The 18,516-nt window shown below is 73.1% G+C and carries 14 protein-coding genes; 7 read left to right on the forward strand and 7 right to left on the reverse strand.

The genetic code is table 11. The features are described 5' to 3' along the window. Positions 1 to 7: 7 nt before the first annotated feature. Positions 8 to 994 (forward strand): YgfZ/GcvT domain-containing protein, encoded by a 987-nt coding sequence (locus tag ACQP10_RS04145; RefSeq protein WP_433540922.1) that lies wholly within the window; start codon positions 8 to 10, stop codon positions 992 to 994. A 94-nt stretch (positions 995 to 1,088) separates the two neighbouring features. Here the strand turns inward: ACQP10_RS04145 and ACQP10_RS04150 are convergent, their stop codons facing one another. Together ACQP10_RS04150 and dtd are read right to left on the reverse strand one after the other, a co-directional pair. Beyond that, positions 1,089 to 2,186 carry a M20 family metallopeptidase gene (locus tag ACQP10_RS04150; RefSeq protein ID WP_433541874.1) on the reverse strand — a complete coding sequence of 366 codons (1,098 nt, stop codon included), beginning with the start codon at positions 2,184 to 2,186 and terminating at the stop codon, positions 1,089 to 1,091. A gap of 230 nt (positions 2,187 to 2,416) precedes the next feature. Continuing rightward, positions 2,417 to 2,842, reverse strand: coding sequence for a D-aminoacyl-tRNA deacylase (dtd, locus tag ACQP10_RS04155; RefSeq protein WP_346017681.1), 426 nt, complete (start codon positions 2,840 to 2,842; stop codon positions 2,417 to 2,419). A 57-nt stretch (positions 2,843 to 2,899) separates the two neighbouring features. Between dtd and ACQP10_RS04160 the strand changes: the two genes are divergently transcribed. Continuing rightward, the gene (locus tag ACQP10_RS04160; RefSeq protein WP_389991172.1) at positions 2,900 to 3,847 is read left to right on the forward strand and encodes an asparaginase; all 948 of its coding nucleotides are present in this window, start codon (positions 2,900 to 2,902) and stop codon (positions 3,845 to 3,847) included. Positions 3,848 to 3,911: 64 nt separating this feature from the next. Here the strand turns inward: ACQP10_RS04160 and ACQP10_RS04165 are convergent, their stop codons facing one another. Continuing rightward, on the reverse strand, positions 3,912 to 4,331 hold the full coding sequence (locus ACQP10_RS04165; protein ID WP_433540923.1) for a hypothetical protein: 420 nt from the start codon (positions 4,329 to 4,331) through the stop codon (positions 3,912 to 3,914). A gap of 182 nt (positions 4,332 to 4,513) precedes the next feature. Continuing rightward, positions 4,514 to 6,217 (reverse strand): DUF2207 domain-containing protein, encoded by a 1,704-nt coding sequence (locus tag ACQP10_RS04170; RefSeq protein WP_389991164.1) that lies wholly within the window; start codon positions 6,215 to 6,217, stop codon positions 4,514 to 4,516. Between the two features lie 146 nt (positions 6,218 to 6,363). On the opposite strand from ACQP10_RS04170, the gene ACQP10_RS04175 reads away from it, so the two are divergent. The 5 genes from ACQP10_RS04175 to ACQP10_RS04195 all read left to right on the forward strand — a co-directional run bounded on the left by ACQP10_RS04175 (position 6,364) and on the right by ACQP10_RS04195 (position 12,145). Continuing rightward, a complete protein-coding gene (locus ACQP10_RS04175) occupies positions 6,364 to 7,389 on the forward strand; it encodes a neutral zinc metallopeptidase (protein ID WP_346017678.1) in 1,026 nt (341 codons plus the stop codon). Between the two features lie 158 nt (positions 7,390 to 7,547). Further along, positions 7,548 to 8,261 carry a sulfotransferase family protein gene (locus ACQP10_RS04180; protein WP_346017677.1) on the forward strand — a complete coding sequence of 238 codons (714 nt, stop codon included), beginning with the start codon at positions 7,548 to 7,550 and terminating at the stop codon, positions 8,259 to 8,261. 669 nt (positions 8,262 to 8,930) lie between these two features. After that, a complete protein-coding gene (locus ACQP10_RS04185) occupies positions 8,931 to 9,698 on the forward strand; it encodes an RNA-guided endonuclease InsQ/TnpB family protein (protein WP_433540924.1) in 768 nt (255 codons plus the stop codon). Between the two features lie 380 nt (positions 9,699 to 10,078). Beyond that, positions 10,079 to 10,633, forward strand: coding sequence for an SGNH/GDSL hydrolase family protein (locus tag ACQP10_RS04190; RefSeq protein ID WP_346017675.1), 555 nt, complete (start codon positions 10,079 to 10,081; stop codon positions 10,631 to 10,633). Between the two features lie 168 nt (positions 10,634 to 10,801). Beyond that, positions 10,802 to 12,145, forward strand: coding sequence for an FAD-binding oxidoreductase (locus ACQP10_RS04195; RefSeq protein WP_433540925.1), 1,344 nt, complete (start codon positions 10,802 to 10,804; stop codon positions 12,143 to 12,145). A gap of 74 nt (positions 12,146 to 12,219) precedes the next feature. On the opposite strand, the gene ACQP10_RS04200 is transcribed toward ACQP10_RS04195, so the two are convergent. From ACQP10_RS04200 to ACQP10_RS04210, 3 genes are all read right to left on the reverse strand, one after another. Further along, positions 12,220 to 13,851, reverse strand: a complete 1,632-nt coding sequence (locus ACQP10_RS04200) for an endo-1,4-beta-xylanase (RefSeq protein WP_433540926.1) — start codon at positions 13,849 to 13,851, stop codon at positions 12,220 to 12,222. Between the two features lie 155 nt (positions 13,852 to 14,006). Beyond that, on the reverse strand, positions 14,007 to 15,566 hold the full coding sequence (locus tag ACQP10_RS04205) for a cellulase family glycosylhydrolase (RefSeq protein ID WP_433540927.1): 1,560 nt from the start codon (positions 15,564 to 15,566) through the stop codon (positions 14,007 to 14,009). 192 nt (positions 15,567 to 15,758) lie between these two features. Further along, positions 15,759 to 18,284: a glycoside hydrolase family 9 protein gene (locus ACQP10_RS04210; RefSeq protein ID WP_433540928.1), complete on the reverse strand. Its 2,526-nt coding sequence runs from the start codon at positions 18,282 to 18,284 to the stop codon at positions 15,759 to 15,761. Between the last annotated feature and the right edge of the window lie 232 nt (positions 18,285 to 18,516).

Raw genomic sequence — 18,516 nt, forward strand, 5'->3', positions numbered from 1 at the left:
TGGGACCATGCGAAGCCCTCTGCTGGACACTCCCGGCGCGGTCGCGGCCGAGGCCCCCGACGCCGACGTCGCCGGACACTACGGCGACCCGTTCGCCGAACAGCGCGCGTTCCTCGCGGGCGAGGCGATGGTCGACCGGAGCAACCGCGAGGTCGTACGGATCTCCGGGCCCGACCGGCTGAGCTGGCTCAACGACCTGACGTCGCAGAAGCTCAATGATCTCAAGCCCGGTGTGCCGACCCAGACACTGTTCCTGGACGCCCAGGGCCGCGTGGAGCACCACCTGACGCTCGTCGACGACGGCGAGGCCGTGTGGGCGCACGTCGAGCCGGGCACGTCGGCCGAACTGGTCGCGTTCCTGGAGAAGATGCGGTTCATGCTCCGGGTCGAGATCGCCGACGTGACCGGCGACTACGCGGTCGTGTCCGTCGCCGAAGGGACGCCGGTCGCCCCGCCCGAGAGGTCCGTCGTCATCGGGGGCGACGTGCTGCTGCCGCGGGCGCTGCTGGCCGACCGGCTGGGCGGCATGGCCCCGGCCGGGCTGTGGGCCTACGAGGCGCTGCGGATCGAGGGGCACCGCCCCCGCCTGGGCTTCGAGACCGACCACAAGACGATCCCGCACGAGGTGGGGTGGATCGGCCCGGCGCTGCACCTGAGCAAGGGCTGCTACCGGGGCCAGGAGACCGTGGCCCGGGTGCACAACCTCGGCCACCCGCCGCGCCGCCTGGTCTTCCTGCACCTGGACGGCAGCGTGGACACCCTGCCCCGGCACGGCGACCCGGTGACCCACGACGGCGCGGAGGTCGGCTTCGTCGGCAGCGCCGCCCGGCACCACGAGCTCGGCCCGGTCGCGCTGGCCATGGTCAAGCGGACCGTGCCGGTGGACGCCACGCTCCAGGCCGGGGGAGTGGCCGCGGCGCAGGAGGTCGTCGTGCCGCCGGACGCCGGCCGCAACGTCGCCATCGACCCCGCCCTGCGCCGCCGCATCCGCTGAGACGGCGGCGGGCCTCTGAGGAACGGCCCGGCGCCTCGGAAAAGGGCCGGGCCGTCCGGCGGTCCCGGCTCGCCGGAAAGGCGACGGCCGCCGGTCAGGAGGCCAGCGTGCGCAGGAGCGCGGCGGTGAGGGCGGCGCGCTCCAGCATGCCGTCCACGCTGATGTGCTCGTGCCGGGCGTGCGCGCCCGCGCCGACCGCGCCGAGCCCGTCGAGGACCGGCAGGCCCAGCGCGGCGGCGAAGTTGCCGTCGCTGGCCCCGCCGACCGAGCGTTCGCACAGGTCGAGGCCCAGCCGGGCGGCCACGTCGCGGGCCCGCCCGAACAGGCGGGCGGTGCCCTCGCTCCGCTCCATGACGGGACGGTTCCACCCGCCGGTGACCTCGATCGAGGCGCGGGGGTCGTGCGGGCGCAGGGCGGCCAGGGCCGCGTCCACCCGGGCCGCCTCGGCCTGGCTGGCGACGCGGACGTCCACCTCGGCGCGGGCCGCGCCGGCGACGACGTTGGAGCCCGTGCCGCCCGAGACGACGCCGACGTTGACGGTCGTTCCGGCGTCGAGGTCGGTGAGGTCGTGCAGCAGGCGTACGGCCCGCGCCAGCTCGTCGATCGCGCTGGCGCCCTTGGCCGGTTCGAGGCCGGCGTGCACCTCGACCCCGGTGAACTCCAGGCGGAAGATGCCGACGCCCTTGCGCTCGGTCTTCAGCGCCCCGTCCACGCTCGCCTCGAACACCAGCGCCGCGGCGGCGTCACCGGCCGCCTCCTCGATCAGCGGCCGGGAGGCGGGGCTGCCGATCTCCTCGTCGCCGTTGAGCAGCAGCCGCAGCGGCGGCCGGGGAAGCCCGGCGGCGTCGAGCGCGCGCAGCGCCCAGACGAGCTGAACCAGCCCCGCCTTCATGTCGAAGACGCCGGGGCCGCTCGCCCGGTCCCCCTCGACGGTGAACGGCCAGGAGGCGAGGGTGCCGGCCGGCCACACCGTGTCGTAGTGGGCGAGCAGCAGGATCGGCGCTGTCCCCCGGCCGGGGTAGTCGTTGACCCGGATGTCGCCGTACGGCCCGCCGTCGACGCGCCGGGTGGCCGCGGGGGCGCCCAGCCGGGCGGTCAGGTAGCCGTCGAGCCACGCGAGGGCCGCGTCGAGCAGTGCCCTGTCGTTGCTGGGGGTCTCCAGCGAGACGTAGTCCGACAGGTCGGCGAGCATGTCGGCGCGGTGCCCCGCGATCCAGGCGTGCAGCGCCCGCGCGTCCGCCGCGTCGCCCGCGCTCCCCGCGCTCCCCGCGTCCCTCGTGTCCCGCACGTCGCTCATGCTCTCCGGCTCCTTCGCGTCCCGCGCGTCGCTCGTGCTCCCCGCGCCCGCGTCTCCCGCGTCGCTCGGTTCTCCCGCGCGGTGCAAGCCTAAGGTGACGTGATCAGGGCTTCCCCGGTCGCCGGTCAGATGTCCAGGACCAGGGTGATGGGCCCGTCGTTGACCAGGGCGACCTTCATGTCGGCGCCGAACACCCCGGTCTCCACCCGGGCGCCCAGCGCGCGCAGCTCGGCGCAGACCGCCTCCACCAGCGGCTCGGCCACCGGGCCGGGTGCGGCGGCCTGCCACGTGGGGCGGCGGCCCTTGCGGGCGTCGCCGTACAGGGTGAACTGGCTGACCACGAGCAGCGGCGCGCCCACGTCGGAGCAGGACTTCTCGCCGGACAGGATCCGCAGGCCCCAGAGCTTGGCGGCGAGCCTCGCGGCCTCGGCCGGGGTGTCGGTGTGCGTCACCCCCACCAGCACCAGCAGGCCGGGCTCGTCGATCGCCCCGGCCGTCACGCCGTCCACAGTCACCGAAGCGGAACTCACCCGCTGTACCACCGCACGCATGCCCCCCATCATCTCGCGCACCCGGCGACCCTAGAATCCACGCGAAAGGAGACAAAGGTGTCTGCTGAGTCGTTGGTTGTCGAGGTTGTCCGCTCGGGGTTCGTGGAGTCCACCCACCGGGCGCGAATGCTGGCCGTCGAGGCCGACGGGTCTCCGGTGAGGGTGCACGGCGCGGTCGACGCCCTGGTCTCACCGCGCTCGTCGATGAAGCCGCTCCAGGCCCTGGCCATGGTGCGCCACGGCCTGGCCCTGGAGGGTGAGCTGCTCGCGCTGGCGTGCGCCAGCCACTCCGGGGAGCCGTTCCACGTGGAGGGGGCCAGGAAGATCCTGTCCGGGGCCGGGCTGGACGAGAGCGCGCTGCTCTGCCCGGAGGACCTGCCCGGGGACGACGCCGCCCGCGACGAGGTGCTGCGGTCGGGCGGCGGACCGGCCCGCGTCCACATGAACTGCTCCGGCAAGCACTCCGCGATGCTCGCCACCTGCGTCGCCAACGGCTGGCCCGTGGAGACCTACCTCGACCCGGCCCACCCGCTGCAACGGGCCATCCGCGAGGTGGTCGAGGAGCTGACCGGCGAGCGCGTCGCCGCCACCGGCGTGGACGGCTGCGGCGCCCCGCTGTTCTTCGTCTCGATGGTGGGCGTGACCCGGGCGTTCCGCGCGTTCGTGCTGGCCGAGCCCGGCACCCCCGAGCGGCGCATCGCCGACGCCTTCCGCGCCCACCCCGAGTGGACGTCCGGCACCCGGCGGGCCGAGGCCCGGCTGATGCGCGCCGTGCCCGGCCTGATGCTCAAGGCCGGCGCCGAGGCGTTCGACGCGTTCGCCTTCAGCGACGGGCGCGCCGGAACCGTCAAGATCGAGGACGGCGGCCAGCGGGCGCGGACCCCCGTCACGGTCGAGGCGCTGCGCGCGCTGGGCTTCTCCGGCGCCGACCTCGACGAGCTGGCTGCCGGGGTGCTGTACGGCGGCGGCCGGCCGGTCGGCGAGGTCCGCCTGCGCCGTTCCTGACCGCCCGCGGTCGCGCCGCCCCGGCGGTCACCCGCCGCCGGGGCGGCACGGAGTCGCGCGGCGGTCAGTCCCCGCGGAGCTCCTCGGCCACCAGCCCCGCCCCGATGCCCAGCAGCCAGACGTCCTTGACGATGCCGAGCCCCTCGGGGGTGGGGCGCAGGCTGCCCTGCCGCCGCAGGCCCGGGGTCCGCAGGTACAGGCCCATCAGCCCGCCGGCGAAGGCCGCGAGGACGGCGCCGGCCAGCGCCGACGGCACCACCGGGAGCAGAAGAGCCGCGCCGAGGGCGATCTCCGACTTGGCGAGCCAGCGGGTGAACTCCTCCGGGTCCAGGTCCTTGAGGAACGGGTAGGTCCCGGCGGCCATGCCGTGGGTCTGCCGGGCGCGCTCGCCGTTCGAGGCGGCCATGGACAGCCCGGACTCCAGGATGACGAGCCCCGCGGCGACACGGGCCGGAAGCTGGTGCGGTCGGGCGGTGATCCTCATGGCGGCTCCTCCCAGTCGTCGGTGAGACGGGCGGGGGACCGTGGTCCTTCCCCCGCCCGCGAGGCGCACGCCCGATTTGATCCTTTCTTGGCGAGGAACCGCCGGAACCGCCCGCGGCCTCCTCACCTGGTGCCGCCCCGGACCGCCCACCGCGCTCCCGGTGAGGCGCCGTCCGGAACCGTCTACAGGGAGCGGAGCTGCCGGGTCGCGGAGATCGCGCCCGACGTCGTCGTGGTGAACGTCCGCATCGAGTCGGCGAACTTCGACAGGTCCCACTCGGCGGGGCCGTGGTACCAGTACAGGTTGTCGGCCTGCTGCCCGTTGCCGGTGACCGAGGAGACCACGCGGGCCCAGCGGTCCACGCTGTCGAAGATCACCGCGTACGGCAGGTAGCGGGAGAACAGCTCCACCCGCTGGGCCTGGGGCACGTCGGCGCCGACCTCGCCCCGGGCGAGATACTCCCGGAAGCCGAGGGTGTGGGCCAGCGCCGCGGACCCCTTGGCGGTCTTGGCCGGCATGTACTGCCCGCCCACGGCCAGCGCGGCGCCCGCGATGATCAGGGCCAGGCCGAGCACGCCGTACGTGGTGAACCAGGCGAGCGCGACGGTGGCGAGCACCCCGGCGAAGGTGAGCACCACGCCGACGGTCGTCCAGCGGGTGCGGACGGTGTCGGGGCGGCGGGCGAACCAGCCCTGGGTGACCACGTCCCGGTAGAGCGCGTCGCGCACCTTGCCGAGGTTCGCCGCGAACGTGCCCTTGAGCTGGGAGAGCGGCACCGCGTCGCGGCCGTCGAAGATCGCGTCGTAGAGCGCCCGCTCGTACGGCATGAGCGCGCCGACCTGGGCGCCCGGCAGCCGCACGAGCGTCCAGTCGGGGGCGTCGTAGGTCTGGCGCGGCTGCTCGTCGATGCGGAGGTAGCCGCGGACGGCCAGGTCCACGATGGTGGCGGTCACGTCGACCACGTCGGCCTGCTCGTCCACGAGCGTGCCGATCTGGCCGGGGCGCACGCCGTCCGGCGGGGTGAAGTGGCCGTTCTGCACCGCGTCGAGCGCGCCCGACTCGTGGCCGACCACGCGGGCGTCGCGGCCCCGCGTCCAGTAGAGGAGGCCGAGGCCGCCGAGCAGCAGGACCAGCAGGCCGGCCAGCGCGCCGCCGGTGACGGTGTTCAGCGTGAAGGCGTTGGACAGTTCGAAGCGGCGCTGCAGGATCGGCGCGCCCTTGGTGGCGCCCGCCGGGTAGCCGACGACGACGGTCAGCATCTCGTTCGCCCCGAGCTCCTGCTGCTCGAAGTCCGCGGTGGTCCCGGTGTGGTCGGGGGAGGCGGCGGTGCAGCCGATCGCGGAGGTCAGCACGCCCGCGAAGCAGGACAGGCTCTGAAGCTGGGCCGGCCCGGTCACCTTCACCGTGGCCAGCTCCACCGGGACCGGCCAGCCGCCCACGGCGTACCAGCGCAGCTCCTGGGCGTCGCCCAGCGGGGTCACCGCGCCCTTGACGTCGTACTCCAGCGTGGCGGGGCTCCGGCCGGTGACGGTGAGCGAGTCTCCCTGCAGGGTGCCGCCCCGCAGGTTGGCGACCTGGTAGACCCGGTCGTGGCCGTCGTCGTAGCGCGTCCGGGTGACCAGCTTGCGGGTCGGCCCCGTCCCCGTGAACTCCAGGGTCTCCTTGACGTGCAGGACGCCGTCCGGCCGCAGCTGGAGCTCGACGGCGTCCTTCGTCACCCTCCCGTCCGGCGCGGCGTTCCGGGCCTCCGCGGCCCGTCCGGCCTGCGCGGCCTCCGTGGTCCGTCCCGCCGGTACGGTGGCCGCGCCCGCCGCGAGGGCCGGGGACGCGCCCAGGGCGAGCGCGAGGGTGGCGGCCACGGCCAGGCCCCTCGCCGCTCGATGCATCAAAGATCCCGCCATGGCTCGGGAGCCTATCGAGAACCGCCCATCCGTGGCGGATGGGCGGTAACCAATTTTTCAGTCCTTAAACCTACATATGTGTGTATCCGCTAGATTGCCGGGCGTAGATCATTCCTCGGGAAGGCGGTCACATGCGGTCGCGCGGGTCGAGTCCCCTGGCCTTCGGCGTCCTCGGACTCCTCGCCACGGCCTTCACCGCGGTCGTGGTCGTCGCCGGCCTGACCGGCGGGGACGACGTCGAGGCCCCGGCCGCCCCCGGGTCGGGTCCCGTGGCCACCGAGGGCCCCGGACCCGAGCCGATCGAGGGCGCCGAGGTCGCCCCGCCCAGCTTCCGGCCCCCGCAGCGGCTGAACCTCGGCTCGGCCGCCGGCTCCCGCGTCGCGCTGGCCGCCGCCCGCCGTCAGGTCGTGGACCTGCGCACCATGCGACGGACCGACACCGCCGCCCGTCTCAAGCGCAACCCCCTGTACGGCACCGGCGTGATGCTTCCCACGTCCTGCCGCGCCCCGCGCCCCTCGACCCGGTCGCAGGACATGCTCGCCTACCTCGACGCCGTCTCCGCCTGCCTGGACCGGGCCTGGGCGGGCAAGTTCTCGCAGGCCGGGGCGGTGTTCCAGGCTCCGCGCCGGGTCTACTGGTCCCGTCCGGGCCGCGGCCCCTGCGGCACCTACCCCGCCCCGAACACCGCCGCCTACTACTGCCCCGCCAACCGGGGCATGTACATCGGCCTGGGCCACGTGATCGAGCAGACCGGCGGGCGGAACCCGGCCGGGAACCATGTGCCCTACCTGACGGTCCTCGCCCACGAGTACGGCCACCACGTGCAGTCCATGGCGGGCATCGGCGGCGCCTGGTGGTGGGAGGTCTCCAACCGGTCCAAGGCCGCCCAGAACGCCTACAGCCGCCGGTCGGAGCTCCAGGCGCAGTGCCTGGCCGGGGTCTTCGCCCGCAGCGTCCGCACCCCGCTCGCCATCACCGGCTCGCGCTGGCAGGAGGTGCTGGAGTCGGAGTACGGCCGCGGCGACGACCAGAACGGCGCGGGCCTGCGCGACCACGGCAGCGGCGAGCACTTCGCCGCCTGGATCCACCAGGGCTGGCGGTACGCCAAGGTCGGCTACTGCAACACCTGGGTCGTCCCCGCCTCCCAGGTCAGCTGACCTCCGCCGGGGCCGTCCCCGTCCCGCGCGTCACCCTTGTGAGCCGCCGACCCGGATGGCCGTTCCGGGACAGGAGAATCCCGGCGGGTGTGGACGAACGGCGCCGTGGGCATGCCGCCGGAGGGCGAATACGGAGATCGTCGAATGCGAGGGACGACATGCTGAAGGTGATCGGCGCGGGGTTCCCGCGCACCGGGACCAGTTCGACCAAGGCCGCGCTGGAGCGGCTGGGGTTCGGCCCGTGCTACCACATGTTCGAGATCCTCTCCAACCCGGACCACGTCGACCGGTGGCTGCCCGCCGCCTCCGGCGAGCCGCTGGACTGGGAGCGGGTGTTCGAGGGCTACCGGTCCACCCAGGACTGGCCGGCCAGCTTCTTCTGGCGCGAGCAGGCGGAGGCGTATCCGGACGCCAAGGTCGTCCTGACCGTGCGCGACCCCCACCGCTGGTACGACAGCATGGGGACCCTGCTCGCCAACGGGCCCGGCCGGGAGCTGCCGCCGGGCATGCCGGAGGGGGCGATCGCCGTGTTCCAGGCGATGGCCAGGCTCCGCCCGGTCCTGGACATGATCGGACGGAGCGTCTTCGGCGAGACCTGGAGCTTCGGGGAGAAGCTGCCGAGCGAGAAGGTCGCCGTGGAGGCGTTCCACCGCCACGTGGACGCGGTCCAGAAGAGCCTGCCCGCCGACCGGTTGCTGATCTTCGACGTCCGGGAGGGCTGGGAGCCGCTGTGCGACTTCCTGGGGGTCGACGTTCCCGAGGGTGAGCCGTTCCCGCACCTGAACGACTCCGACACCATGCGGCGGATGATGGAGCGGCTGGTGACCGAGGGCAGCGTCGAGAGTCCCTTCGGGAGTGGCCGGCGCGGCTGAGCCGGCCTCCGGCGCGGGGCCGTACGGCGGGCCGGGGCTCGGGAGCGGATACGGCCGGGCGGGATTCCGCCGGTGCTTCCGAGCGGGTGGTTCCGGCCTGCCGGACCCGGGCCGCGTTGGACGGGCCGCCCTACCGGTACTACGAGGTGGCGGTGACCACGACACGAGGCTGGGGTAGGGGGCCCGTAATGCCAGATACTGCCTATTTGTGATGCTTTGGGCAAGGCCCAACCTGCAATATTTCAAAAACCTACCCCTGACGGCAGACCGGATGAGGCGGGAGTGAACGAAAGGGATCGAAGGGGTGCCTGGGAGCCCGTCGCCCCCGTGGTCCCGCCGCCGGATCCGTGCCGGAGGGAATTCCACGATCCGCGGACCGGCGCTCCCGGTCCGGGCTACCGAAATGCGGGCCGGTGCTCCGGCCTTCAGGTGCGGGGGTGAAGGCCCGCGCGGGAGTGCCCGCCAGGGCGCGAGCGTGCCCTGACCTTCCTGGTCCTGTCGTTCGGCCCACCAGGCGCAGGGCGCCGGGACGGCGAAGGGCCGGCCGCCCGCGTTCGGCGATGGTGTGCTCGCCGGGGTGGCAGGCGGCGTTGGCGCGGGCGCCGATGTTTTCACGGATCGCCCGGATTCCCCTACGCTCGGTCATGGTCGAGTGGCACGATGATGGCCGTGCGGCTTCGTTCCCGGTACCGGCTCCATCCGAATGCCGCCCAGCGCCAGGCGCTGGCGCGGGCGTTCGGGTGCGCCCGCGTGGTGTTCAACGACGGGTTGCGCGCACGAACCGAGGCCCGCGAGGCGGGCCTGCCGTACATCTGTGACGGGGAGTCGTCGAAGAGGGTCATCACCGAGGCGAAGAAGACGCCGGAACGCGCTTGGCTGGGCGAGGTCTCCGTCGTGGTGCTCCAGCAGGCTCTGGCCGACCTGAACGCCGCTTACCGCACCTTCTTCGCCTCGATCACCGGTAAGCGGAAGGGGCCGAAGGTCGCTCCTCCCCGGTTCCGGTCGAAGAAGGACGACCGGCAGGCGGTTGCCGCGTTGATCCGCGGCAGCCAAGCGGTGTACGTGGAGAACCTGTCGGTGAGGGGCCTGGCGCGCACGAGACTGGCCGGGAGCGTCCATGACGCGGGCTGGTCGGCCTTCACCCGGATGCTGGAGTACAAGGCCATCCGATATGGGCGAACCTTCACCAGGATCGACCGCTGGATTCCCTCGTCGAAGCTGTGCTCGGCTTGCGGGGCCGTCGCCGGATCGATGCCGCTTTCCGTCCGGTCATGGACCTGCCCATGCGGGGCGGATCATGACCGGGACGTCAACGCGGCGATCAACATCCTGGCCGCCGGACGGGCGGACAGGCTAAACGCCTGTGGAGACCCGGTGAGATCACCGCTTGCGGTGGCGCGGGTCGGCGAAGCAGGAAGCCACAGAGGCGCCGCGTGACCGCGCGGCACGGGCTGAATCCCCGGGCCTTCAGGCCGGGGAGCGCGTCAAGACGCCGGTCTGCTCATGACGGTCCCGCCGGGCGGCGGCGCCGGAGCCCTCGCCCGGTCGGCGCGGCGCTCCGGGCGGCGAGCGCGAGCCGCCGCGCCCGCGGGACCGGCCCCCGCCGGCGCCCCCGCCGGCACCCCTGTCGGCAGCCCAGAGATCCCCGAGGTGGCATGCGCGGGCCCGTTCCTGGACGACCCCGAGCATGGATACTCGCCTTACTTGTCGGGATTTACTGCCTTATTTCGGGATGCGCGGGCGGGGAGACCCGGCCGGCCGGACCGGAGGCGCCCGGCGACCGCCTCGGGTCCGGCCGGGCGGCGGCCCCGCTGGTCATGGTCATCGGCGACAGCTTCACCGCAGGCTCCGGGCCGGTCGAGCCGTGGGAGACCTACGCCGCCGAGACGGCCCGCGAGCTGGGCTGGCAGCTCGTCACCGCCGGGGCGCCCGGGACGGGCTACGTCAACCCCGGCAGGGTGGGGCGCACGTTCCTCGGCTCCTTCGCCCTGGAGCTCTCCTGGCGGCCGGCCCCCGACCTGCTGATCGTCTCCGGCGGGCACAACGACCGCGGTGTCTCCCCCGGCCGGGTCGGACAGGCGGCCGGGATCCTGCTGGAGGCGGTCCGGGCCCGCTGGCCGGGCACCAGGATCGCCGTGGTCGGCCCCATCTGGATGACCCCGGCGCCCCCGTGGGCCTATGAGGTGCGGAACGCCGTCGCGGCCGTCGCCGCCGGGGAGCGGGCGCCCTTCCTGGACCCGATCGACCGGCGCTGGGGCGGTGACGCGCTGCTGCCCGACGGGGTCCATCCCACCCGCGAGGGCCACGTCCGCCTGGCCCGCTGGCTCGTCGCCGCTCTCCGCGAGCACGGGATCGGCCGGGACGTCCGCTGACACCCCGCGGCCGGCCCGCCGTACCCCCGGACCGGCCGGGCCCCCGGATCCGCGGGTCCGGCGGGACGACCGGCCGCCGCCCCAGGGCTCAAGCCGTATGCAAACCGCTCCCAGCTCTTCCGCAAGTCGCCTCCGTGACGATGGCGGCGCGAAGGAAGAGGAGAGATCATGACATTCGGGGACGACCTGCGGCGCACGGTCAGAGGACGGGTACTGGTCGCCGGGGACGAGGGGTTCGAACAGGCCAGGAAGGCGTGGAACCTCTCGGTGGACCAGCGGGTCAGGGCCGTGGTGGAGGCCGAGGACGCCGACGATGTGGCCGCGCTGGCCGCCCACGCCCATCGGGTGGGACTGTCGGTGGCCGCCCAGCCGAGCGGCCACGGCGCGTCCGGTGACACGGACGGGGTGATCCTGCTGCGGACCCGGCGGCTCGGCGGCGTGGAGGTGCGGCCGGAGCGGCGCACGGCCCGGGTCGGGGCGGGCGTGGCGTGGGGCGAGGTGCTGTCGGCGACGAGCCCGTACGGTCTGACCGGGCTGGCGGGCAGTTCACCCGCGCCCAACGTGGTGGGCTACACCCTCGGCGGCGGCCTGAGCTGGTTCAGCCGCCGGTACGGCTTCGCCGCCGACAGCGTCCGGGCCTTCGAGGTCGTCGACGTCGAGGGCCGCCGGGGCACGGTGACCGCCGACTCCGACGCCGAGCTGTTCTGGGCGCTGCGCGGCGGCGGCGGAGACTTCGCGCTGGTCACCGCCATCGAGTTCGATCTGCACCCGGCGCCCGCCCTGTACGGCGGGCGCGTCATGTGGCCGGTCGAGCGGGCCCCGGAGGTGCTGGCCGCCTTCCGGGAGATCACCGAGGACGCCCCCGAGGAACTGACCGTGTGGTTCCAGCTGCTGAACCTGCCGCCGCTCCCGGAGCTCCCGGAGTTCCTGCGGGGCCGGTCCGTGGTGACCGTGGACACCACGTTCCTGGGCGAGGAGGGTGAGGCCCGGGCGCTGCTGCGCCGCCTCGACAAGATCGACGGGTCGATCATGGACAGCCGGGGGATGCTCCCGGTGGCCGAGCTGGGCGGCATCTGCGCCGAGCCCACCGCCCCGTCGTACAGCCTCGCCCGGGGGGAGCTGCTGACCGCCCTGGACGACGCGGTGGCCGGGGCGCTGCTGGCCGAGCCCACCGCCCCGCTGGCCGTCGTGCAGCTCCGCCACCTGGGCGGGGCGCTGGCCCGCCCGGCCGAGGGCGGCGGCGCCTGCGGTCACCTCGCCGAGCCGTACACCCTCGGCCTGATCGGTGTCGTGCCGGCCCCCGAGCTGGTGCCCGCGGTGGCGGACCGGCAGGAGGCCATCGTGGCCCGTCTCGCGCGGTACGTCAGCGGGCGCAAGCCGTTCACCTATCTCGGGAAGGGGGAGCGGGCGGCGGCGGCCTTCCCGGACGACGCCCTGGCCCGGCTCCGCGACGTCAAGCGGGCCCGAGACCCGCGCGGGGTGTTCCGGAGCAACCACCCGGTCCTGGACTGAGGCCGTAGAGCGCGCCCGGCGCGGCCGGCTCCGCGGGGGGAGCGGTGGAGGCCACGCCGGGTCGCGGGGAGGCGTCAGGAGAAGGCGGGGGCGGGCGGGGTGCCGGTGCCGTTCCAGGAGCCGATGTAGCCGAAGGTGGTGGAGCCTCCGGCGGGGATCGTGCCGTTCCAGTCGGCGTTGGTGAAGGTGTAGGCGGGCCCGCTGCCGGTCATCCTGGAGCTCCACGCCTGGGTGATGCCGACCCCGGAGGGGTAGGTCAGCGTGGTCTTCCAGGAGGTGACGGCGCTCGCGCACCTGATGGTGATCTCGCCCTGGAAGCCGCCCTGCCAGGAGTTGACCAGCTTGTAGGAGGGCGTGCAGCCGGTGGACTGCCCGGCCAGGGTGGTGAAGCCCACCGTCCCGGAGGCCGGGGAGGTGTTTCCGGCGGCGTCGCGGGCGACGACGTGGACGGTGTAGGCGGTGCTCGGGGTGAGGCCGGTCAGGGTGAGGGAGGTGCCGGTGGCCGAGCCGAGCCTCGTGGTGCCGGAGTAGACGTCGTAGCCGGTGACGCCGACGTTGTCGGTCGCGGCGGTCCAGGTCAGCGTCGCCCCGGAGGAGGTGACGGCCGACACGGACGGCCTGCCCGGCGCGGTCGGCGGCGTGGTGTCGGAGGGGTCGGGACCGCCGGCGGCCAGCGCGTCGTGGATCGCGGTGTAGGCGGGCTTCCTGCCGTAGTTCTCGTCGTACGGCAGGGCCGCCCCCTCACCCGGGAACGTGTCGGGCACCCAGGAGTACCTGTCGGTGAAGCCCCAGATCGTGACGCCCACGCACCGGCTCACCGCGAGGCAGGCGTCCATGACGTTGCGGTAGTAGGTGGCCTGCCGGGTGTCCTTGGCCGAGTCGCGGGGGAGCGCCATCCGGACGTCGATCTCGGTGAACCGGACGTCGACCCCGAGGTCGGCGAAGCGCTGGGTGTTCTCCTTGACCTGGCCGGGGAAGCCGTACTGCAGGGAGAGGTGGCCCTGGAAGCCGACGCAGTCGATCGGCACGCCCTGCCCACGCAGCGTCTTGACCAGGTTGTACATGGCGGTGCTCTTGGCGTTGACGCCCTCGACGTTGTAGTCGTTGATGCACAGCTTGACGTCCGGGTCGGCGGCGCGGGCGGCGCGGAAGGCGTCGGCGATGTAGCCGCTGCCCAGCTTCCGGTACCAGAACGAGTCGCGCATCGTCCCGTCCTCGTTGAACGCCTCGTTCACGACGTCCCAGGACTTGACGACGGGGTTGTCGGCGTAGCGTCCGACGACCGTGGCGATGTGGTTGTTCATCGCCGAGCGCAGGGTGGTGGCGTCGAGGTTCTCCACCCAGCTCGGCGTCTGGCTGTGCCAGACCAGGGTGTGCCCGTGCACCTGCTGGCCGTTCTGCGCGGCGAAGGCGACGACGGCGTCCGCGCCGGAGAAGTTGAACTGGTTCCGGCTCGGCTCGGTGGCGTCCCACTTCATCGCGTTCTCGGGTGTGACCTGGTTGAACTCGGTGGCCGCGATGGTCCGGTAGGACGCCTCGTTCGCCAGCTGGGTGGTGGCCACCGCCGTGCCGATGAACTTGCCGCGCGCCTCGGCGTGCGCGCGCAGCGGCTCCGAGGCGTGGGCGGGCGACGCCGCGACGACGGCCGAAGTGACCGGCAGGAGGGCGAGCGCTCCGACCGCGATCGCCCTGCGGGTTCGTGACATGGGTGGTTCCTTCCTGGGGAGAGGCGGACCCGGCGGAGCCGGGACCCGGATATCAGAAACTTGTGTCGCTGGTCCGAAACTTTCGGAACCGGCGTGAGGGGAGGGGGTACGGCCGGCCGGGCCGTACCCCCTCATGGGCGGGTCGTCAGGGGCCGTCAGGAGAAGGTGGGCGCGGGCGGGGTGCCGGTGCCGTTCCAGGAGCCGATGTAGCCGAAGGTGGTGGAGCCTCCGGCGGGGATCGTGCCGTTCCAGTCGGCGTTGGTGAAGGTGTAGGCGGGCCCGCCGCCGGTCACCTTGGCGCTCCAGACCTGGGTGACGCCGACCCCGGAGGGATAGGTCAGCGTGGTCTTCCAGGAGGTGACCGCACCGGTGCACCTGAGGGTGATCTCACCCTGGAAGCCGCCCTGCCAGGAGTTGACCAGCTTGTAGGAGGGCGTGCAGCCGCTCGCCTGCCCGGCCAGGGTGGTGAAGGAGACGGAGTCGGAGGCGTCGGAGACGTTCCCGGCGGCGTCGCGGGCGACGACGTGGACGGTGTAGGCGGTGCTCGGGGTGAGGCCGGTCAGGGTGAGGGAGGCGGTGGTGGCCGAGCCGAGCCTCGTGGTGCCGGAGTAGACGTCGTAGCCCGTCACGCCGACGTTGTCGGTCGCGGCGGCCCAGGTCAGCCTGGCGCCGGAGGAGGTGACCTCGGAGACCGCGGGCTTGCCGGGCCTGCCGGGCTTCTGGGTGTCGGGGGTGCCGGGGTTGCCGTAGATCGTGGCCTCGCGGGAGGTCTGCGCGATGCCGTTGGCCCCGTTGAAGAGACGCTGGCCCCAGCTCGTCAGGCCGGCGGTGTTGAAGTTGGTCACCTGGTCGAGATACTCGACGCCGCCGCCGTTGCCGCTCCAGGACCAGCCGAGGTAGCCGATGCCCCGGGACTGCGCCTGGGCCATGATCGTGTCCTCGTCGGGGTCGCCGTCGGAGTGGTTGAACCCGAACTCGCCGACCACCAGCGGCAGGTTCGCCGTCTGGAAGCGCTGCATGTAGTCGGTGACCTCGGCGGCGGTGTCGAACACGCCGTACATGTGGATGGAGAAGACGGTGTTGCGCTGCGGGTCGGCGGCGAACACGGTCGCCGCGTTGTCGCGCATGGTGAAGCTCCAGTCCTGGCCCCAGTTGGGCGCGTCGACCATGAGCATGTGCTGGAACCCGGCGTCCCGCATCCGCTTGATCGCGGCGGAGGTCGCCTGGGTCCAGCCGGGGGTGGTGGCGTTGTTGCCGAACGGCTCGTTGCCGATGTTGATGACGACGTGGTCCTCCTGGCCGGCGACCGCGCTCTTCACGCTGATCCAGTAGTCGACGGCCTGGTCGAGGGTGTAGGCGCCGCTCTGCTCGCCGTACCCGGTGGTGTCGTGGTTCTCCAGCACGCAGATCAGCTTGTTCTGCCTGCACAGCGAGACGACATCGGCCACGTCGGAGGCGGTGTTGGGGGTCCAGCGCCCGCCGCTCAGCACCACGCGGACCGTGTTGGAGCCGAGGGACTTGATGCCGGCGAAGGAGGCGGTCTGGGACGGGTACCAGGTGTGCGCGTGGCTGGTGCCGCGCATGACGAACGGGGTGCCGTTCCCCTCAAGGATCTTGGTGCCGCTCACGTGGAGTCCGGTGGCGGCGTGGGCGGGGGGTGCCCAGACGAAGAACGACGCCAGGAGCGCGACGAGGAATGCGAGTCGTGTTCTCATGCCTGCCTCTTCCGGGATGGCCCGGAGGTCGTACGAGGGCGGGGGGTGTCGTAGGGGCTGGGAGAGAGAGGCCCGGCCGGACGGAGGGGTCCGTCACGTCCGGCCGGGCCTGGGGCCGCGCCCGCGGCGGGGGCACCGGGGCGCGGCGTTCCGGGACCGGCCCACCGCGGCCGGTGGCTCCCGTGTACGGGGTCAATTCGCGGCGCAGGTCACCGCGGGGACGGCGTTGGTGCCGTTCTGGGTTCCGGTGAACCCGAAGGCGGCCGTGGCGCCGGGCGCCAGGTTGCCGTTCCAGGAGATGTTCCTGACGGTCACGTCCGCCCCGCTCTGGGTGTGGGAGCCGTTCCAGAGCTGGGTGACGGTCTGGCCGTTCGCGAACTTCCAGCTCACGGTCCAGCCGCTGATGGCCGAGGCGCCCTCGTTCTTGACCGTCACGTCCGCCTGGAAGCCGCCGCCCCAGGAGCTGGTGACCTTGTAGGCGGCGGTGCAGCCGCCGACCGGGGGCGCCGTCGTGGTGAACGACGTGCTCGCGGAGGCCGGGGAGGTGTTTCCGGCGGCGTCGCGGGCGATGACGTGGACGGTGTAGGCGGTGCTGGGGGTGAGGCCGGTCAGGGTGAGGGAGGCGGTGGTGGCCGAGCCGAGTCTCGTGGTGCCGGAGTAGACGTCGTAGCCCGTCACGCCGACGTTGTCGGTCGCGGCGGCCCAGGTCAGCGTCGCCCCGGAGGAGGTGACGGCCGACACGGCGGGCTTGCCCGGCGCGGTCGGCGCGACCTCGTCCTCGACCGGCGGCGGCTCGTCACCGGGCGGGTTGCCCCAGATCTTGGCCGTCCCCGCGTACAGGGTCATGTTCGGCGTGCGGACCGGGGTCGCGCCCGGGGTGGTCGGGATGTCCTTGTACGACCAGTCGTTGGACGGGTCCCACGTGCCGGTGCTGGCGATGCGGAACTGCACCTCACGCCGGTGCTGCGACTGGCCCGCCGGGGCGATCGAGGTGCCCGAGCAGTCCACGGTGACGTAGTAGGTCTTCCCCGACAGCAGGGTCGGCCCGGTGGGCGCCTTGCACTGGTTGTAGGCCGACGAGACGGTGACCTGGCTCGCGGTGGTGTCGCCGTCGAGGGTGAAGTAGTAGCGGAACGAACCGTTGTCCAGGACGCGGGCCGGCCAGGCGGACTGGTTCCGGACGATGGCCTTGATCTCGGTGAACGTCGTGCCGGAGGCGTTCACCCCGGCCTCCACGAAGATCTCCGGGCCGGCGGGCGTCTCGGCCTTGGGGAAGCCGGCCGCCGGGGCTCCGCCGTACTCGGAGTACAGGCGGGCGAGCGCGCCGGTGAAGCCGGCGTTGTAGTCGGTGGCGACCTCGTTCATCACGTAGTCGTCGCGCTTGTCGGTGTAGGCGTCGTCGGGGTCGGGCGGGCCGCCGACGAGCGCGCCGTACAGGGTGTGGCGGGTCTCGGCCGGATTGGTCATCTGGTCGGTCCACGAACCGTGCGCGGTGCGGTGGTGCGGGTTCTTCGGCGGGTTGTCGCCGAACCCGATCACGTAGGAGGAGTGGCGCGGGTTGTCGCCGAGCGCGTAGTCGATCTGGCGCTTGGCGAAGTCGTGGTAGCGCGCCTTGCGGGTCGAATCGGTGATCGTGTCGGCGTGGACCAGCGCCGCGAACGCGGTGTTGGCGGCGTAGCGCAGCGACCCCCACCGGTCGAGTACGGCCTGGCCGCCCGGCGAGTACTTCACCCGCTGGCCGTTGACGCCGACCGTCCAGTAGTCGAGCCAGCGGTTGGCGTCGTCGAGGTAGCGCTGCTTGCCGGTCAACTTGTTCAGCAGCACGTAGGCGCCGTAGGACTTGTCGTCCCAGGCGATCGTCCACTTGTAGGACCTGGTCGTGGACTGCGGCTCGGTGCCGAGGTTGTCGTAGTAGGACTCGGCCTTGGCGAGGTAGGAGGCGTCCTTGGTGGCCCGGTACAGCCAGATGGCGCCCCAGACCAGCTCGTCGTTGTAGCCGCTCCAGGAGTTGTAGTAGCCCTGGGCGTCGGAGATGCAGTCGCTGTACTTCTTCCGAACGGTGTCGGCGAAGGTGTAGAGCTGCTTGGCGTGCGTCAGCAGCGTGTCGGCGTAGGACGGGTTCGTCGGGCGGAAGACCATCGAGGAGGCGGCCATCGCGGCCGCGGTCTCCCCGGCGAGGTCCGACCCGCCGCAGGAGGCGTCGATCTTGTAGGCGGGCCGCTCCATCTGCATCGCCTCGGCCGGACCCCACCAGGCGTGGTCCTTTCCGCCGTTGCCGACCTGCCCGTAGAGCACGTTCGGTGACGGGTGGGCCTTGATGAAGTAGTCGTTGACGAACTTCAGGTTGTTCAGCAGGTGGGTGAGCTGCCCGGCGGAGTCGTAGGCGTCGCGGTACTCCACCGCCCCCCAGGCCAGCATCGTCGCGCTGGCCGCCATGGGCAGGCCGAACTTGACGTGGTCGCCGGCGTCGTACCAGCCGCCGGTCAGGTCGAGCCCGGCGTCCTTGCCGTCGTTGAGCGCCGAGTCGCCGCGCCAGCCGACGCGGTTCCAGCTCGGCAGCCTGCCGGACTGCTGGGCCTCGTAGAACCAGATGGACTTCTGCAGGGCATCGCCGTAGGCGAACGCCGGGGCGGCGCTCGCCGGCGCGGCCTGGGCCACGGCGGGCAGCGGGGCGGCGACCACGGCCGCCAGGCCGAGTGCCACCAGGTGTTTCCTCATCGGGGGATGCCTCTCGGGAGACGAGACGGTGCTGTGGACGAGACGGGTTCCGCGGATCGGCGCCGGGGATACGGCGGGCCGGTGAGGGAGGGGAGCGGCGGGGCGGTCGATGGTGCTCGGGGCGTGACGGCAGGTCAGGGGTACCGTCACGCCCCGAGGTCTCGCGGGGGCGGGCCGGCCGGGGAGCCGGCCCCGCTCCGTCAGGGCGGGGGCGGGCCGTCCGGGCCGGCCC

The sequence above is a fragment of the Streptosporangium sandarakinum genome (assembly GCF_050942225.1).
In the GTDB taxonomy this organism is placed as follows: Bacteria; Actinomycetota; Actinomycetes; order Streptosporangiales; family Streptosporangiaceae; genus Streptosporangium; species Streptosporangium nondiastaticum.

Bases quoted from the DNA above. Each gene is read 5' to 3' on its own strand.
- ACQP10_RS04170 (WP_389991164.1), bottom strand. From the start codon at position 6,217: ATGCATCGAGCGGCGAGGGGCCTGGCCGTGGCCGCCACCCTCGCGCTC.
- ACQP10_RS04145 (WP_433540922.1), top strand. From the start codon at position 8: ATGCGAAGCCCTCTGCTGGACACTCCCGGCGCGGTCGCGGCCGAGGCC.
- ACQP10_RS04200 (WP_433540926.1), bottom strand. From the start codon at position 13,851: ATGTCACGAACCCGCAGGGCGATCGCGGTCGGAGCGCTCGCCCTCCTG.
- ACQP10_RS04150 (WP_433541874.1), bottom strand. From the start codon at position 2,186: ATGCTCGCCGACCTGTCGGACTACGTCTCGCTGGAGACCCCCAGCAAC.
- ACQP10_RS04180 (WP_346017677.1), top strand. From the start codon at position 7,548: ATGCTGAAGGTGATCGGCGCGGGGTTCCCGCGCACCGGGACCAGTTCG.
- ACQP10_RS04165 (WP_433540923.1), bottom strand. From the start codon at position 4,331: ATGAGGATCACCGCCCGACCGCACCAGCTTCCGGCCCGTGTCGCCGCG.
- dtd (WP_346017681.1), bottom strand. From the start codon at position 2,842: ATGCGTGCGGTGGTACAGCGGGTGAGTTCCGCTTCGGTGACTGTGGAC.
- ACQP10_RS04175 (WP_346017678.1), top strand. From the start codon at position 6,364: ATGCGGTCGCGCGGGTCGAGTCCCCTGGCCTTCGGCGTCCTCGGACTC.
- ACQP10_RS04190 (WP_346017675.1), top strand. From the start codon at position 10,079: ATGGTCATCGGCGACAGCTTCACCGCAGGCTCCGGGCCGGTCGAGCCG.
- ACQP10_RS04205 (WP_433540927.1), bottom strand. From the start codon at position 15,566: ATGAGAACACGACTCGCATTCCTCGTCGCGCTCCTGGCGTCGTTCTTC.
- ACQP10_RS04195 (WP_433540925.1), top strand. From the start codon at position 10,802: ATGACATTCGGGGACGACCTGCGGCGCACGGTCAGAGGACGGGTACTG.
- ACQP10_RS04210 (WP_433540928.1), bottom strand. From the start codon at position 18,284: ATGAGGAAACACCTGGTGGCACTCGGCCTGGCGGCCGTGGTCGCCGCC.